Here is a 16,139-nt window from a genome sequence, read left to right as displayed (position 1 = left end):
AAATCATATCCTTTCCTATATTTTTAAAAAAAAGCAGTGAAACGGTTAGGTTTCAGCTGCTTTTCTAAGGTAACTTATCAACTGTGGAACCACCACGCAATTAAGCAGTAGTTGATGTCGAATTCACTTTATTATGCTCAGCCTTTCGCTCTTTCTTCCCGCCTGATGCGCTGAAAGAAAAGTAATAAATAGTTACGATGACCGCAGCCAATACAGCAAGCACGAAAAATATATTGCTGTAGACGAAACCTGCCTGATGAAACGCGAATGGATTCAGATGAAAGGTTGTTTGCTTCGCGTCTAATACTTTGCCGATCATACTGGTGGTCATCGCGCCGGATATGAAGTTCAACAACGACATCAGCCCCATGCCAACACCAATTTGCTCCTTCGCAAGCGTCCGTGATATGGTGTTCGACATCGCGATTTGCATAAAGGTTTGACCCATATTGCCGAATATAAGGAAAAACAGAATGAGATATGGGGACGTACCGACGAAGATGGATAGCAGCACAAAACAAGTAAAGCTGAGTGAAATCGCCGTATAAACGAGAAAAGAATTGCCTTTCTCATCTGCAATCTTTCCTCCTCTGCGACCCATGAACGCCGAGATAATCGCTGCTGGGAACATGACAAGACCAATTACAGCAGGTGACAGCCCATTGATTCCTGAGAGAAACTGAGGCGTGACGAATGGCATTCCGAAGCTTAAAGCTGTCGCAAGGAACGTAATAAATAGTCCGAACGCATACTTCTTATTATGGAACAGCTTCGGCTGTATAAACGGCTCTGCTGCCGTACGAATTCGAATGATAAACAGAACAAGAATCACAATTCCTCCTACAGCGAATAGGAAGTTTGCTTGTGAAATGGCAAGAAGCAGCAGTGCTACGGAGCCTCCTAGTAGAATGCCGCCGAGGAAGTCAATTTTCTGTGCCGTTCCCCGTTGATTGTCCAAATATTTTCGGAAGAAAGGGAGTGCAAACAGCGGAATGATTGACAATAAAAATAGAAATCGCCAGTTCGCAAAGCTGGTAACCAATCCTGCAACGATCGGCGCGAGTGCCGTACCAAGCGCCAGCCCCGCTGCAACTGTCCCTAGTGCTCTGCCTCGCTTCTCCGGTGAGAAATAACGGACAGGAACAATCATGGCTGTTGCTGGTATGACAGCGGCTCCGCTCGCTTGCAGAATACGTCCGAGTACGATCATCCAATATTCAGAAGCGACAAGCCCCACAACCGAGCCTAACGCAAAAAATATAAGCCCAAACGTTAGAAGATCCTTCAAACGGTATTTGTCAGCCAGCTTCCCGTATGTAACGGAGCCTACTGCATAAACAATCATATAGCCGGTCAGCAGCCAGCTTACCTGTGAAGGCGTTATGCCGAATTCCTTGCTGATTACGGGCATAACAACGTTAAACATCGATGCATTCATAATCGAAAATACTAATGTAAAGGCTAAAATCGGCATAAGCTTCTCGCCGTTATTTGTTGTTCGTACTGCTTCCATGTTCAGAGTCACCCTTCCTCATTTGTATTTATACATTTTCGTTTGAATTCAAACGAAATGCTTAAAATAAAGCAAAACGCGTTTTATTGCTCGTAAGCTTTAATTATTTTTTTCAATAAATCATGCAGAACAGCCGTTTCGTCCTTCGTAAGCAAATTGCTCGATTTATCCTTCGCTTGCTGGACCGCCTCTTGCGACTGCTTAAATTTCACCTGGCCTTCATCAGTCAAATAGATCCGTTTCATCCTAGCATCCTGATCATGCTCTTGACGGATAACCCAGCCACGTCTAACCATCCCGTTAATGAGACTGGTTACACTTGATTTGTCGATAAACAGCAGCTGCTCGATATCCGGATTCATCGCACCTGGTTTGATCGCAAGCAAATGCATCGTCTGCGATTGCTGCGGCGTTAATCCAAGCGGACGCAGGGCACCCTCGATCTCGCGCTTTATGTTAGTGAATGCCAGCTTAATAAGCAGCGTATTGCTATCCTCATGCTCCCAAGGAAAACGGATATGCGGCCTTTCTTTCCCCATACGGAGCTCACTCCTTCATTTAGTTTGAATTCAAACTAATAGTAAAAGCAAACCGTTTATTTGTCAACACGTTTCGGAATGAACCATTCTGATCATTTGTTTCAAATCTAGCATTTGAGGTTATATCCATAGAAATAGAAACATAAACTCATATAAACAGTCCGGAATTAAGAGGAGGATATCTCATATGGAATACATTATTAATCAGACCTATCATAACAAGCCTATTTACTTGGACGGCGCTCATTACATTGGCTGCTCGTTTATCAACTGCACGATTCATATCCAATCGCTTCGTTTCAATTATGACAGGTGCACGTTCGCCGGTTCTACATTCAAGCTCAGCCCTAACCTTTCTATGCTTCAAAACGTCTACTCGCTGCTGCCATCTTCGTTTACAAGCCAAACCGCCTAACCGACTAAACTTATAAATAGAAAAGCAGTATTGGATGCATGCTAATTTGCATGTACCAATACTGCTTTTTTATTTGATCAGCAACGAACAAAATAGGCATTTTTTTCACATTTGGGCTAGGTGTCGCGATACCAATAAGATTGAAATACAAGGCGTATTCGTGTAACATCAGCTTAAATAATCATTTTGTAGCTTATACTAGCTAGGTAACATAGACAAGGAGCAACATCATGAGTTGGATTCAAAAATGGATACAAAAACTATACTTAATCAGACTGCTTTCTTTGCTCTATCGAGCAAAAGTGGTTCGGCTGCTGCTCCCAGTTGCCATCGTCTTATTCGTCTACTGGGAAGGTCAGAAGGAATTTCGAACCATTAACTGGGGAGCTGCGATTCATGAATTACAACGTCTCCAGCCTTCAACCTTACTCTTTTTGTTTGGATTTTCGCTGATTGCCGTGTCCGTGATGAATACATATGATTGGTTGATTCGCAAGCACTTCCGACTAGACGTCAGTTATTGGGACGTGTTCAAATTCGGTTGGATTGCCAATACCTCAAATAACATGATCGGATTCGCCGGCCTTACAGGCGCTGGTCTGCGTACCTTTCTGTACCGCAATCGAGGCGTTCCGCTATCCAGCATAGCAGCCGCAGTTGCATTCCTGACGACCATTACGTTCACAGGACTATCTATACTCGCTTGGCTGTCTATTACTGGTGTTTTCGCTGTTCATGAGCTGCTCGAAGCTCATCCATGGCTCACCTACGCTCTTTGGGCAACCGCTCTATATTTGCCGCTCTTCGTTCTGCTGCAGCGAACATCTCTTTTCTCGAAATGGTTTAATCGGAGCCAAGGTGTGCTCAAACCAAAAACGTTCGCAGCTGCGCTCAGTTCATCTACGCTAGAGTGGCTTTTCGCTGGACTGGCTTTCTGGCTCATTGGCCATACCATTCTGGATAGCCTCTCGCTCCAGCAAGCACTCGGTATCTATACGATGGCTGCAATTGCAGGTATTGTCAGTATGGCTCCCGGCGGTATCGGCGGCTTCGATATCATCGCTATACTTGGACTTCAACTGTTAGGCTATCCGCCAGAGAAATGTGCAGTCGTTCTTGTTCTATTCAGACTGCTGTACTATATCATCCCTTGGTTAATCGGCCTCATAATGGCAGCTTTCGAGATACCGTTTCAGCGAAAACGGCTGGATCAGGGAGAACTCAGCATGCTGGATCGTGCTTTCAATGTATGGCAGACTATCTGGGGTTGGCCAAGGCAGCTTGGATTCGTCGGCGAAATTGGCGCTTGGTCGCTAGGAAAGCTGGTTTTTGCCGCTGGAGTTATCTTATTGCTATCCGCCGCAACACCAGGCATGCTTTACCGCATTCATTACATGGAACAACTATTGTCTCTTCCACTGATGAGATTATCTCATCAGCTCAGCGTCATCATCGGTATTATGCTCATTGTCTTGTCTCGCGGGATATCGCTGAGAGTGAAACGAGCCTACTACTGGACACTGGTGCTGCTATGTGCTGGCGCAATATTCACTTTAGCTAAAGGCTTTGATTATGAAGAGGCGATATACCTGCTTATCGTAGCGCTATTATTATGGGTATCGCGACACCGATTTTATCGGCTTGGAATGCCCCTGGGACGCTACAATATCCTTGGAGGCGCCCTCGTCACTATTGTTATCGTCTATGGCTACTATCTGGTAAGCTCACATACACATCCGGCTTTCTTGATGCATCTGCCGCCGAGGGCCCATGCTTCATGGCTCCTTGAGCCAAAGGAGCATACGATTGTCGCTGTATTCAGTCTATTGATTGCATGGCTTATGCTGTCTCTACTTTACCTCTTTCAGCCAAAGCCGCTCAGCTCGCAACCAAATGCGGAAGATGAGCAGCTCAAGCTGCAAGTCTTTCTAGAAACAGAACAAGGTAATCTGCTCACACATATGCTCTTTACAGGAGACAAGCGCTTCTTCTGGGCTTGCAATAATCGGGTTATGCTTCCTTATGCCAAGATCAGAAATAAGCTTGTAGTATTAGGCGATCCACTTGGTCCTGAAACTTTCATTAGCGAAGCCATTCAGCAGTTCCAAACCTTTGCAGACGAATTCGCTTTAGAGGTTGTTTTCTATCAAGCTGCGCCATCGTATTTGCCTTGTTATCATGAGAATGGCTATCGCTTCTTCAAACTTGGCGAGGAAGCCCTTGTCGACTTGGAGCGCTTTACACTTGTTGGCAAGCAGAACGCGCATCTCAGAACGGTAAAAAACCGATTTGAGCGTGAAGGCTTCCAATTCGAAATGGCACAGCCTCCACACCATAACGAGTTGCTTAAACAACTTGCGCTCATTTCAAATCAATGGCTTGCTGGGAAACAGGAGAAGGGCTATTCTCTTGGCTGGTTTGATGAAAATTACTTGCAACTAGCGCCCATCGCTCTGCTCAGAAATCAGGAGAACCAAATTATCGCCTTCGCATCACTGGCTTACGGGTATGATGATGCTACATTGTCCGTTGATCTCATGAGGTATTTGAAACAAACACCAAACGGCACGATGGATCAATTGTTCATTTGTATTTTGGAATGGGCGAAAGCAGAGGGCTACAAACGTTTTAATCTAGGAATGGCTCCATTATCGAGTGTCGGCCAGCATCAGAAAGCGATAAAGGAGGAGAAGCTTGCCCGCATTCTGTTCCAGCGTGGCAGCAGCTGGTATAGTTTTGTTGGACTGCGCAGATACAAAGAGAAATTTTCCCCAGAGTGGGAGCCGCGCTATTTAGCTTATCCTGCTTCGACTTCACTTCCGCTGCTGCTCGTCGATCTTATACGCCTCATCTCGCGTAAACCCGAAAAAAGCAAAAACCCGCAAAGCCATTAGGCCTTGCGGGTTTTATTCCGTTTTAATTGATGCTGCCGACAAGCTTCATTACAGCATCCCGCGTAAGCTTGTTACCGCCTGCAGCGATTAAATTAACCGTTGCGTGTGCGAGCGTAAGTGGGATTTTGCAGAAATCCAGAGCAGGTCCGCCCTTTAAGTCAGCAATATAGGAATCAGCCATTTTTAAATTGCGACGCGTGTATTTGATCATTTCCTTCGAGCCCCAGCCATCCGGGTAGAAATCTACGCCTCGCTCCAGATCCTCTGTTCGATTACGTAAAATGTTAACAGCTTGCAGCCCTCTACCGAACGCGACTGCTTTGTGCTGATCCGTCTTCGTACCATCGAACCAGAGCCAAATTTCCGAGAGCATCTCGCCGACCATACCCGCTACGCTGTAAGTATAGTTGTCCAAATCTTCTTCTGTTTTAATAATCCAGCTTACATGAACCCACTCCGACATTTGCTTGGACATCTTGGCAATATGGCGATAAACAACTTCATTGACGGTTGGCGGGCAAAGCTGAGCCCATTCATGAATCCGCATCGTGACATCTGCTAGTACATCACCGTATGGCGCAAGCACCTTCTGCGATTCGTTAATCACATCCGAGGATTCAAACGCTTCATGAATGCCCTGGAGCAGTTCGACTTTCAAATCATCGGATAACGTCTCATGATCTTCGATTTCATCAATAGCCCTCATGCACAGATAGGCGGATGCGACGGCATCTTTCAAGCTTGCTTTCAATCGGCTGATGGGGATGTAAAACGTTCTACTCGTTTTTTTCAACATGATCATCGCATCATTCAAAATAAAAACTCCTTCATTATGGCAGCTTTGCTTTTGGCCTGTTTTAATCGTTAGTTATATCATACCATACATGTATTTAGATGTGCACCGTTACTGCAATATACTACCCATTACGCGATGATTTGTATCGCATAATGGTCTGAAATGCAAAAAAAGGCCCGGCATGTTTCGCCTTGGGCCTTTAATACTATTCAATCGTATATTTCTCAATATTTTTGGATACCGAATAATATTGTCCATTACTGCCCTCATATATATAGCCATCGCCAATATAGAAAAAGGCTGCTTTCGGAAATGCCAGCATAACTGTTTCTTTTGCTACTTCCGGTTTGATACCCTTTGCTATGTCAGGCGGGTCAATCGCTTTGCTTTCCTCCAAAATATCAACTAATCGAGCAATTTCATCAGCATCCGTTAATTTCTGATCAATCTGTTCGCCCTTCACAATCACTTCTTTTGCATCCGTGAGAACATTCTCAAACGGCCCTTTGCCGCTGCAGCCTGTAACGATCAGAATAACCGTCAGCACAACGAATGAATAGGACAACCTTTTTTTCAAAGTTAGTTCCTCCTCGTTTTACACATACCATCCATTACAATAGAAACTATTTCTCAAAACGTAAAGTAAAGATGATTGCCCATTCCAAACCTGCTAGTGAATCCGGCGAGAAATCTGCCATGCGCATCATGCCGCTGCTCGTAGCTTGCAGCCCCCATACATGTTCATCTTCATCGGCCATGAATGATACTGGCTCTTGATAGTTCACTAATCCGCTTGCAGTCAGTTTCTTGTCTCGTGGGATGGTAAACGTTACAAGACTTGTTGATGCTCCATGTATGGAAGCGACTTTAGTAATCGTAAATGGGTCCTCGTCTTCATTAGAAGTAGTGGGATCCATGGCTATGATGATTTCTACTTTTTGACTCTTGTCATCTTCCGAACTGAAAAACAAATCGCCAATAGAGCCGTAAGATGAAACTTTCTTTCCGTTTTCCCATAAATCAATATCCAATCTTGCATTTGGTTTCTTTCCTTCATAATGCAGCTCGAATGCCCCTGACATGCTGCCTAGGAAAGGCTGAAATTTTGCTCCGGCACCCTTGAATAGGTCAATAGGCTTCAGTGTGATTTCTGCTGGCTCTTTATTTGAATTAGTATTCGTAGTTTCACTTTCCAACAGCTGAGTACAGCCCGACATCAACAGTGCTATAAATAGAAGCATTACGGCAAGTCCGCATGTTTTACGCTTATGAATCATCATTGCTTATGCACCTCGCAGGTATAGATTAATTCGAGCTATAAGAGTTCAACTATTGTTTATCGGCTGGAGTCCGCCGTGTGAGTGGTTCTTCTGAGTCTTTGCTTTAGTTGAACTTATCTATCTGTGCTCCCGCAAGCTCATAACTTCCAATCAACATACCATTTGTGGGCAAATATGTAAACCCATTCACCTGCTGTGAGGCTTGTCTGAATCGCTCCTAAAAAGAGCTTTTACACGTATAGATTCATTTATTTTCACTACAGTACAAAAACAATTGCCAAGCTAATAAACTCATGTTATATTGATAACGATTATCAATATCAAAAATACAGGAGTGGAAATCCATTGAAAAAGTCTAAAACATTTTACCCGTTACTCGTCTTCTCAATCATGCTTACCTTGCTATTGGGAGCTTGTGGACAAGCAGCGGATAACAGCGAGCAAGCAAATCAAACAGCTGAGAACGGATCCTCTCCAGCCCCTTCGGAGGTAGCTGAAGCAGATCCAGCAGCAAGTGAAGGTGAGACCGTTACGTTCAAAGCAGACAACGGTGATATAACAGTACCCAAAAATCCGAAACGAATTGTCGACACAACTGCTTTTTATAGCGGTTACTTTTTAGAGCTGGGAGCAAAGCCTGTTGGTATTCTGCAAAGTGCAATGGACAATCCATACTTTGAAGGAATGCTGGACGGCGTTGAAAGCTTAGGGGAGGCACCTACTCCTGAACAAATTCTTTCACTAAACCCTGACCTGATTATCGTGTTTAACGGCATAGAGGGTGTTGATAAGCTACAAGAGATCGCACCTGTTGTCGCTTTTGATTATGGCAAGAGAAATTACAAGGAACAAATGCTGGAGTTCGGTAAGTTAACAGGAAAAGAAACGGAAGCGCAGGCTTGGGTTCAGCAATGGGAGAAAAAAATTAGCGACATTAAGCCTGAGATTCAAGCTGCTGTTGGTGACAAAACCATTTCGATCCTGAATCCTTATGAGAAAGGCGTTTATGTATTCGGTCATAACTACGGCCGTGGAGGCGACATCATTTATGGTGAGTTCGGATTAAAAGCACCACCTGAAGCACAGAAAGAAACCATTGATAGCGGAACCGGCTGGGCATCCATTTCACTAGAGAAGCTTCCAGAGTTTTCTGGGGACATTATTTTCACTTCTCCATGGTCAGGTGATAACAGTGACCCGAACATCGTATATGACAACGCCATCTGGAAAGCCCTTCCTGCAGTAAAAGCAGGAAACGTATTCCAGTTGAAAGCAGACGCCGACACGTTTAACGATCCGATTACGTTCGAAGCTCAGTTCAAATTCATTACGGAAAGCTTGCTTTCCGCGAAATAAACGTACAAAAGAAGCGCCGCTGGAGTTATTCAAACTCCATGCGGCGCTTCTTTCTACTTTCTATGTGAGAACCAACTCTCTCAATTGTGTCAATAGATAAGCATTAATGCTGCTTATCCATAGATAGAGCTTTCGCTCCCATCCGATCAGCTTCATGCTCTAACGCCGCATCATCGTTAATGGCAGCGCCCTTCATCTGTACCGTCGGCTGTACTCTTCCTTGCTTCTGCTGAGCTACATGCCACGCTTCGTGTGGAAGATGCTTCTCTTGCCCTGGTCCAATATGGATATCCGATCCTTGAGCGTAAGCAAGCGCATCGACCTGTGACGGCTTCGAGGAATTGTAATGGACTTTGACATCATCCATGGAATGTCCAGAGAGATTCTCAACCCCGGACTTCAGCTGATCTGGCATGCCGGTTCGGTTGTCTACCCTCTGAATCGGAGCCGCAGTACCTATGCCCGCTTGCGCTTTCACCAGTTGGGTTACACCACGATTACCAATCTTGCTCTGCAGCTGCAGCAGTGCAGACGGTTGCAAGCCAGCAGAGGACTTCGCATGAGAAGCTTCAGCAGACATGGTTACTGCTGCGTTGCTAGGAGATGACTTATCTGCACCTGTAAGGCTTGATGCCGCTTTATCTACTCGTTGTGATCCCACGACAAGCACCCGCTCTCTCGTAATTAAACTATTAGCTTCATAGTATCACATCAAACGGGATACGAGAATGGAAAATGATAAAGTGCTGTAGACAGCTTAAGAATTCAGAATACCAGCCAAGCTGGCACCCTTCACGAACAGTCGCTTGATCCCTTCTTGTACCGCCTGATCGGGAATGAGCGGAGGCGCTTGATGTGGTTTAATACGGGCGTCCATAATGACATTGTCACATGCCCAGTGCTTGTAAGCATATGAGCTATTGACGCCGTAGATATCATGAGACGGGTTGCTTCGCGTAAACGCGGCCCATAAAAAATTGTTGGTCGTCTCGCTCATAAAGGCGCTGTCATCGCACACAATGATCATCGGGCAATCAACAAGCGGCCCCTGCCCTGCAATAGCATCGCTTAAAGCTTGCATTTCCTGCTGCGCTTCTTCGTAGCTTTTAAAGCTTGAACCTTGGAGTGCAACGATGCCCGGCATGATTAAGGCAGCAGTGCCGAATCCAGGCAAGCTCTTTAAAGCATAAGGAACGGCTTGGCACAAAGCTCTAACACGATCACCCACCGCAGCGAATATTACTTTGCTCCCGGTATTTAATCCCGTACCTGAATAATCAAGCGTATCGATCGTTGTATTGGTCTGGAAGTGAATATCACGACGAAGGTCGATTCGCTCCAATATATAACCCAAGAAAGCTTCGATATGATGCGTATCCAGCTTCTCGCTCTCTTCGGCCGCAATGAACAGAAATTTCGCCAAGCTAAGCTGGCCCGTTCCTAATATGCGGTTAGCAATTGTAAGAATTTCTGCTGGCTGCTTCACCTTCTGATACGGTGTATAACGCTCGCTGCCGATGGCGAACAGCAGCGGGTGAACGCCTGCGGCATCGACGGCATGAACCTCTTTCACACCCGGAATCTCCTGCTTGATCGCGCTCCCCGTCAGCTCGTGGATCAGCGCTCCGAATGCAGTATCCTCCTGCGGGGGACGGCCGACAACTGTAAATGGATAAATGGCATTCTGCCTTGCATACACCTTGTGCACCCGCATGACTGGAAACGGATGAGTGAGACTGTAATAGCCCAAATGGTCGCCAAAGGGCCCCTCCGGCTTTGTCTCGCCAGGATGAATTTCACCTGTAATAACGAAATCAGCATCATGACTCACGCAGAATCCGTCGATGTAGCTGTAACGGAAGCGCCGACCTGACAGCAAACCAGCAAAGGTAAGCTCGCTGAGACCTTCCGGCAAAGGCATAACCGCAGACAGCGTATGCGCTGGAGGTCCGCCAATAAAGATGCTCACTTTGAGCGGAGCGCCTAGCTTATTTGCCCTGTCCTGATGAATGCCAATTCCACGATGGATTTGGTAATGGACGCCTACTTCCTTATTAAGCTCGTAGTCGTTCCCATCCAGCTGGATACGATACATACCCAAATTAGAATTCATAATGCCCGGTTGATTCGGATCCTCGGAGTATACCTGCGGCAGCGTAACGAATGCCCCGCCATCTCCCTGCCAATGTTTAATCAGTGGAAGATCTTCAATTTTTATTTCCTGCATCGAGGCAGGAAGCTCACCTGATTTCTTGAGCGGCAGCGCGTTTTTGGCAGCCCAGCCCGCCCCTACATGCTTGAACGGATTTTTCATCGCTTTCATCGGATCGTTGCGCAGCGCGATTACGTCCTGTACCGATTCCCACGTATCGCGGAAAATAAATTTACTGCGCTCGACCGTGCCGAACAAGTTCGATAGGGCACGATATTTTGAGCCTTTAACCTTTTCGAACAATAATGCCGGTCCCGCCGCCTCAAAAACCTTCATATGGATAGCCGCCATCTCCAGATGCGGGTCAACCTCTTCATGTACTCGAATCAAATGTCCGTTTTTCTCCAAATCAAAAACACATTCCTCTAAATTCCGATAAATCATGATCTAGCTCCAATCTATGATAAGTATGTGGTTGATAACGATTGCTCTGCCTCATTCGATATAAGTTCAAATTAAGATTTTCGACTGGAGTCCGACGTGGGATTGGTTCTTCCGATCGCTGTTGTTTCCAGATTTCTTTATCCTAATGGTTTCATGTTGAAATCCGGAGAACAAAGGCGAACGCTTCGCTTCTCCATAACCATTCACACTCTGGCCTTCTTTGTCGTTTCTTCAGTCAAACTCATGTAGAAACGTACTACTAGGTATTATAATATAAAATCAGCAGGCTACCAATAACGCAGAAAACCACGCCTGAAGGACGTGACTCGCTTATACTAGTGATTCATCCTAAAACTTCTTCGTGAAAAACCAGAAAAGCAGAGCAAATCCGCTTATCGAAGATCCAAGCAAACAAACAGCAATCCAGCCTCCATGCGCATAAAGAGCAGTCGCGGCTATTGAGCCGGTGGCGCTGCCAGCCGAATAGAAAATCATATACCCTGCTGTTAGTCGGCTGCGTGATTCAGGGCGAACACTGAGAATCATACTCTGACTCGTCACATGCACAGCCTGAACAGCAAAGTCCAAAGCGATGACGCCAACGATTAGAGCCCATAGGGAACGCTCAGTAAAAGCGATTGGCAGCCATGATCCGAATAGTATACTCAACGAAATACCTGTCGTACGCTGACCAAAGCCGCTGTCCGCCCAGCGGCCAGCCCGTGCTGCTGCTAAAGCGCCTGCGACACCTGTAAGGCCAAATGCGCCGATTAATGTATGTGACAGTTCGTACGGCGGAGCACTGAGGGGAAGAACGAGCGAAGTCCATAGGACGCTAAAGGCCATAAATATTAGAAAAGCCAGTACCGCTCGGATTCGAAGCACACGCACCTCGATGAATAGTTGAATCACCGATTGCAGTAGTTTAAGATAGGACAGCCTCGCACCTGCGTGCACATGATTTCGAGGCAGCAAGCGGAACAAGATGAAAGCAGCTAACAGCATGCTTCCTGCAGCTACCCCATAGACAGATCGCCACCCTGCCAGATCAGTTAATATACCAGCGAAGGTCCGCGCCAGCAGTATACCGAGTACGATTCCGCTAGTCACCATTCCAAGTACTCGTCCTCGCTCTGAAGGAGATGCCAGAACGGCAGCATACGCCACAAATACTTGAACGACTACTGCGAACAATCCAGTCATAGCCATTCCCGCCAGCATCATGAGACTGCTCTGAGCCAGCGCTACCGTCAATAAACCAAACATAGACAGCAGCATCATGCCGATTGCCAATTGGCGTCGATTGAGCAAATCGCCAAGCGGCACGAGTAGAAACAAGCCTACAGCGTAACAAACCTGCGTAATCGTTATAATCATTCCCATCGATGAATGTGCGAGATTGAATTCATCGGCGATTGTTTCCAGTAATGGCTGTGCAAAGTAGATAGTGGATACAGCAAGCCCGCTGGCGATCGCAAATATCAACGTAAGGAGTTTGGACAGCACCTGCTTCTGCTCCGTAACCTGCTCAGCTTTATGGCTCTGCTCCACTCTTGAATAATTCAATGCCTGCACTCCTTTATAGTTATAATAATCATTACATACCATTCGGTATTTATTGATGATGATTAATATACGTTCCAATCAGATGTATGTCAAACAAATTGACAAATGACGGTCAATAATAATAAAATTATAAAAAACCGATCGGTATAGAAAGAAGGTGATTACATGGTTCGACTCCGTGAATTTGACGAGCATAAAGCGTTGGAAGCCGCCATGCAATTATTTTGGGAGAAAGGTTATGAGGCTACCTCCTTGATTGATTTAACGACCGCAATGGGTGTTCAGAAGGCAAGTATTTACTCTACGTTCGGCAATAAAGAAGCGCTGTTCGAGGCTGCGCTGCGCAGATATACGCATATTCACGCTTCTGCTGCAAGGGCTCAATTGCAAAAAAACGCCTCCGTCAAGGAAGCGTTTCGCAGTTATTTTGAAAGTATGGCAGCAGCAAATAAGAATAAATCAGGAATGAACAGAGGCTGTTTCTGCCTGAATACGATGGTTGAGCTTGCGCCTCACCATTTAAGATTCGAAATCTTAACAAGAGAGCACCAGCTCTATTTGGCAGCCATCTTTCAAGAAACGATTGAACGAGGCATACGCAGCGGGGAGCTGGGTGCAGCAACTAATGCGCAAGCCGTTGCACAATCGCTTGTTATTGCATTAATTGGGCTGACCGTATTTCTAAAATCACGCCCCGATTCATCATTTGTCAGCAACGCTATTGCTGTGATGCTTGCACCGCTCCATTAACGTGCAAGCGGCGTGTTTGGCCAAGTGACAACCGCTTCCCAAATTAAATCGGCAGCCGCCTCGATGCTAAGCTCATCTGTTCGAATCGTCAGCTCCGGATGAAGAGGCTCTTCGTAGGGGGATGAGATGCCTGTGAACTCTAATAGTTCGGCTGCTCTTGCTCTCTTATAAAGCCCCTTCGGATCCCTCTGCTCGCATACCTCGAGTGAACAAGCAAGAAATACTTCAGTAAAGAGGCCGTGAGAGAACATAGCCCTGACCTTTTCCCTGTCTATCCGAAATGGTGATATGGCGGCCACAATAACGATCAAGCCCGCATCCACAAACAGCTTCGCGACCTCGCCAAGCCTGCGTACGTTTTCTGCACGGTCTGCCTGTGTGAAGCCTAGATCGCTATTCAATCCATGGCGCAGATTGTCACCATCCAGTGTGAACGTATGTATTTGCTCATGAAATAAACGTCTTTCAAGCTCATTTGCAATGGTCGTTTTGCCTGATCCGGATAAGCCCGTCAGCCAAATGACGCCGCCTCGATGTCCATTTAATGCCATCCGATTCTCGGGACTGATCACACTTTGCTGCCAAGTTATGTTTGTCTCATGATTACCCATGTTGTCAGACAGCCCCTTTCCTTACTGCTTGCTCGCATGCTGTTGCTTCATATTCGCTCGATATTGACTTGGTGTTAATCCCGTCCATTTCTTGAAAGCACTTTGGAACGCGCTAGGCTCCGAGAAATGCAAAGCATACGCAATTTCCCCAACCGAGTACTCCCACTTCCTCAAATAGCCGATTGCCAATTCCTTGCGAACGAGAACGGATAAATCATTAAAGGTCGTTTTCTCTTCCTTCAGTTTATTCTGAAGCGTTCTTGTGCTCGTTCCGAAAGATACTGCCGTCTGCTGCAGAGATGGAAAAAACGCAGGCATAGACTTCTTCATCCACTGCACAACTCGCTCGGACAAAACAGTAGCCTCGGTCAATTCTCCCCGCGTCTCCTCAGCAATGGCCGCAAACACGCTAAGCAGCTTCGCATCAGAATATAAGACGGAATAATCCAATATGTCCCTGCTGATGCGCAAACAGTTGTTATCGCAGCCAAAGCTTGGCGTTTGGCCAAAGACGGTCAAATAAGGTGAAAGATCAGGAGGAGCGTCATGTGCAAATTGTATGCCAAGTAATTCGATATGCCGATTGCCGAGCCTGCCAATTAACCGATATAGCGAGCTAGCCATATCCTCTACGCAATGCCGCGACATCTGTCCTGGATGCTGAAGATACATCCGGATCACGACTTCGCTCCCCTGTACCTCCCATTCCAGGTTAAAGCCGCTGCATAGAATGACATTGTATCGTTGATACGCAGCAAGCGACTCAGCAATCGTCTTGGAATGCATCATGACGTATCCAAGAATGCCCAAATCCACGAACTCTGTCATCGCGCCTTGATGCAAGCCGAAATAGTCATCCCCTGTGAAATCGGCTGCGGCTATCATTAACCGCTCCAACTCCTCGCCTGCAATACGACCCTCCACATCCTGCAACAGCCTTGCATCAAATGAGGCATATTGGCAAAACGCTTCAGTATGATAACCTTTGTGAACAATGGATTTCATAATCGGATATACCATCGTAACGGCAACTCCGTCGTTCTTCAAACGCTATTCCTCCTTTGCGCAATTCAACAATAGATCTGCGCCGTTGATCATTCATTTATGTGTTGAAACGTTCTATGCTAATAGCAGACTTGCACCCATCTATTATATCGGAAACAAGGATAATGGACAGTGTTCATTGAAGAAATCGACCTATCACAAAGGAGAAAATGAATATGAAATCAAAAATTGTCATCATTAACGGACATCCTGATCAACAAAGTTTCTGCTCTGCTTTGAGCAAGTCTTATATGAAAGGAGCATCCGAGAACAGTGCCGAGGTACGCATGATTGATCTATGCCATTTAGATTTTGAATTGAATCTGAAGCATGGCTATCGTCAAAGAACCGAGCTGGAGCCCGATCTTCTAGAGGCTCAGAAGCTGATCGTTTGGGCTAATCATCTTGTGTTCGTATATCCAACCTGGTGGGGAGCGATGCCGGCAATTCTGAAAGGCTTTATCGACCGTGTATTCCTGCCTGGCTTCGCTTTCAAGTACCGTGAGAACTCCAGCCTATGGGATAAGCTGTTAAAAGGAAAATCGGCCCATCTCATCGTTACATCTGATACCCCGTCCTGGTACAACAGGCTGGTGTACAGACGAGCAGGCCTTAATGTGATGAAAAAGAATATTTTACAGTTCTGCGGCATTTCGCCTGTTCGTGTTACGGAAATCGGCCCAGTCAAACCAGCAACCGCTGAGATGCGGACCAAATGGCTGCGTAAAGTGGAGCACCTTGGTTCAAAACACAATTAATCATTGTATGAAACAAACAGA

The 16,139-nt window shown here is 46.0% G+C and carries 15 protein-coding genes; 5 read left to right on the top strand and 10 right to left on the bottom strand.

Annotated features, from left to right (window positions below):
* Window positions 1–100: 100 nt before the first annotated feature.
* Both FGT79_RS12315 and FGT79_RS12310 read right to left on the bottom strand, forming a co-directional pair.
* Window positions 101–1,513: an MFS transporter gene (locus FGT79_RS12315; RefSeq protein WP_138753119.1), complete on the bottom strand. Its 1,413-nt coding sequence runs from the start codon at window positions 1,511–1,513 to the stop codon at window positions 101–103.
* Window positions 1,514–1,596: 83 nt separating this feature from the next.
* Window positions 1,597–2,052: a MarR family winged helix-turn-helix transcriptional regulator gene (locus tag FGT79_RS12310; RefSeq protein ID WP_138753118.1), complete on the bottom strand. Its 456-nt coding sequence runs from the start codon at window positions 2,050–2,052 to the stop codon at window positions 1,597–1,599.
* A 187-nt stretch (window positions 2,053–2,239) separates the two neighbouring features.
* Between FGT79_RS12310 and FGT79_RS12305 the strand changes: the two genes are divergently transcribed.
* Together FGT79_RS12305 and mprF are read left to right on the top strand one after the other, a co-directional pair.
* Window positions 2,240–2,467, top strand: coding sequence for a hypothetical protein (locus FGT79_RS12305; RefSeq protein ID WP_138753117.1), 228 nt, complete (start codon window positions 2,240–2,242; stop codon window positions 2,465–2,467).
* Window positions 2,468–2,697: 230 nt separating this feature from the next.
* Window positions 2,698–5,361, top strand: a complete 2,664-nt coding sequence (gene mprF, locus FGT79_RS12300) for a bifunctional lysylphosphatidylglycerol flippase/synthetase MprF (RefSeq protein WP_138753116.1) — start codon at window positions 2,698–2,700, stop codon at window positions 5,359–5,361.
* Between the two features lie 22 nt (window positions 5,362–5,383).
* Here mprF and FGT79_RS12295 read toward each other — a convergent pair whose 3' ends face one another.
* The 3 genes from FGT79_RS12295 to FGT79_RS12285 form a co-directional block, all read right to left on the bottom strand.
* On the bottom strand, window positions 5,384–6,163 hold the full coding sequence (locus FGT79_RS12295) for a squalene/phytoene synthase family protein (protein ID WP_138753608.1): 780 nt from the start codon (window positions 6,161–6,163) through the stop codon (window positions 5,384–5,386).
* 199 nt (window positions 6,164–6,362) lie between these two features.
* Entirely contained in the window at window positions 6,363–6,734 is a 372-nt protein-coding gene (locus FGT79_RS12290; protein WP_138753115.1) for a hypothetical protein, read from the bottom strand.
* A 46-nt stretch (window positions 6,735–6,780) separates the two neighbouring features.
* Window positions 6,781–7,437: a hypothetical protein gene (locus FGT79_RS12285; protein WP_138753114.1), complete on the bottom strand. Its 657-nt coding sequence runs from the start codon at window positions 7,435–7,437 to the stop codon at window positions 6,781–6,783.
* A gap of 345 nt (window positions 7,438–7,782) precedes the next feature.
* Between FGT79_RS12285 and FGT79_RS12280 the strand changes: the two genes are divergently transcribed.
* Complete coding sequence (locus FGT79_RS12280; RefSeq protein WP_246096395.1) at window positions 7,783–8,793, top strand: ABC transporter substrate-binding protein; 1,011 nt, start codon at window positions 7,783–7,785, stop codon at window positions 8,791–8,793.
* A gap of 103 nt (window positions 8,794–8,896) precedes the next feature.
* Here FGT79_RS12280 and FGT79_RS12275 read toward each other — a convergent pair whose 3' ends face one another.
* From FGT79_RS12275 to FGT79_RS12265, 3 genes are all read right to left on the bottom strand, one after another.
* Window positions 8,897–9,454, bottom strand: coding sequence for an eCIS core domain-containing protein (locus FGT79_RS12275; protein WP_212758570.1), 558 nt, complete (start codon window positions 9,452–9,454; stop codon window positions 8,897–8,899).
* A gap of 96 nt (window positions 9,455–9,550) precedes the next feature.
* The gene (locus FGT79_RS12270; RefSeq protein WP_138753113.1) at window positions 9,551–11,389 is read right to left on the bottom strand and encodes a UbiD family decarboxylase; all 1,839 of its coding nucleotides are present in this window, start codon (window positions 11,387–11,389) and stop codon (window positions 9,551–9,553) included.
* A gap of 348 nt (window positions 11,390–11,737) precedes the next feature.
* Complete coding sequence (locus FGT79_RS12265) at window positions 11,738–12,955, bottom strand: MFS transporter (RefSeq protein ID WP_425465014.1); 1,218 nt, start codon at window positions 12,953–12,955, stop codon at window positions 11,738–11,740.
* Window positions 12,956–13,120: 165 nt separating this feature from the next.
* Between FGT79_RS12265 and FGT79_RS12260 the strand changes: the two genes are divergently transcribed.
* Window positions 13,121–13,705, top strand: coding sequence for a TetR/AcrR family transcriptional regulator (locus FGT79_RS12260; protein ID WP_138753112.1), 585 nt, complete (start codon window positions 13,121–13,123; stop codon window positions 13,703–13,705).
* Here the strand turns inward: FGT79_RS12260 and cysC are convergent.
* The gene (gene cysC / locus FGT79_RS12255; RefSeq protein ID WP_138753111.1) at window positions 13,702–14,316 is read right to left on the bottom strand and encodes an adenylyl-sulfate kinase; all 615 of its coding nucleotides are present in this window, start codon (window positions 14,314–14,316) and stop codon (window positions 13,702–13,704) included. The genes FGT79_RS12260 and cysC overlap by 4 nt on opposite strands.
* 21 nt (window positions 14,317–14,337) lie before the next feature.
* Entirely contained in the window at window positions 14,338–15,363 is a 1,026-nt protein-coding gene (locus tag FGT79_RS12250; protein ID WP_138753110.1) for an AraC family transcriptional regulator, read from the bottom strand.
* A 173-nt stretch (window positions 15,364–15,536) separates the two neighbouring features.
* Here FGT79_RS12250 and FGT79_RS12245 point away from each other — a divergent pair, with 173 nt between their 5' ends.
* Window positions 15,537–16,118, top strand: coding sequence for an NAD(P)H-dependent oxidoreductase (locus FGT79_RS12245; RefSeq protein WP_138753109.1), 582 nt, complete (start codon window positions 15,537–15,539; stop codon window positions 16,116–16,118).
* The last annotated feature ends 21 nt before the right edge of the window (window positions 16,119–16,139 follow it).

It is taken from the genome of Paenibacillus sinopodophylli (genome assembly GCF_005930355.1).
GTDB lineage: Bacteria > Bacillota > Bacilli > Paenibacillales > Paenibacillaceae > Pristimantibacillus > Pristimantibacillus sinopodophylli.
The sequence above is the reverse complement of the archived record's forward strand: the minus strand, read 5'-3'. Positions and strand labels throughout refer to the sequence as shown.

Excerpts from the sequence above, each read along its gene's own strand:
- FGT79_RS12310 (WP_138753118.1), bottom strand. The coding sequence starts at position 2,052 with ATGGGGAAAGAAAGGCCGCATATCCGTTTTCCTTGGGAGCATGAGGAT.
- FGT79_RS12315 (WP_138753119.1), bottom strand. The coding sequence starts at position 1,513 with ATGGAAGCAGTACGAACAACAAATAACGGCGAGAAGCTTATGCCGATT.
- FGT79_RS12305 (WP_138753117.1), top strand. The coding sequence starts at position 2,240 with ATGGAATACATTATTAATCAGACCTATCATAACAAGCCTATTTACTTG.
- FGT79_RS12285 (WP_138753114.1), bottom strand. The coding sequence starts at position 7,437 with ATGATGATTCATAAGCGTAAAACATGCGGACTTGCCGTAATGCTTCTA.
- FGT79_RS12295 (WP_138753608.1), bottom strand. The coding sequence starts at position 6,163 with ATGATCATGTTGAAAAAAACGAGTAGAACGTTTTACATCCCCATCAGC.
- FGT79_RS12260 (WP_138753112.1), top strand. The coding sequence starts at position 13,121 with ATGGTTCGACTCCGTGAATTTGACGAGCATAAAGCGTTGGAAGCCGCC.
- mprF (WP_138753116.1), top strand. The coding sequence starts at position 2,698 with ATGAGTTGGATTCAAAAATGGATACAAAAACTATACTTAATCAGACTG.
- FGT79_RS12245 (WP_138753109.1), top strand. The coding sequence starts at position 15,537 with ATGAAATCAAAAATTGTCATCATTAACGGACATCCTGATCAACAAAGT.
- FGT79_RS12270 (WP_138753113.1), bottom strand. The coding sequence starts at position 11,389 with ATGATTTATCGGAATTTAGAGGAATGTGTTTTTGATTTGGAGAAAAAC.
- cysC (WP_138753111.1), bottom strand. The coding sequence starts at position 14,316 with ATGGGTAATCATGAGACAAACATAACTTGGCAGCAAAGTGTGATCAGT.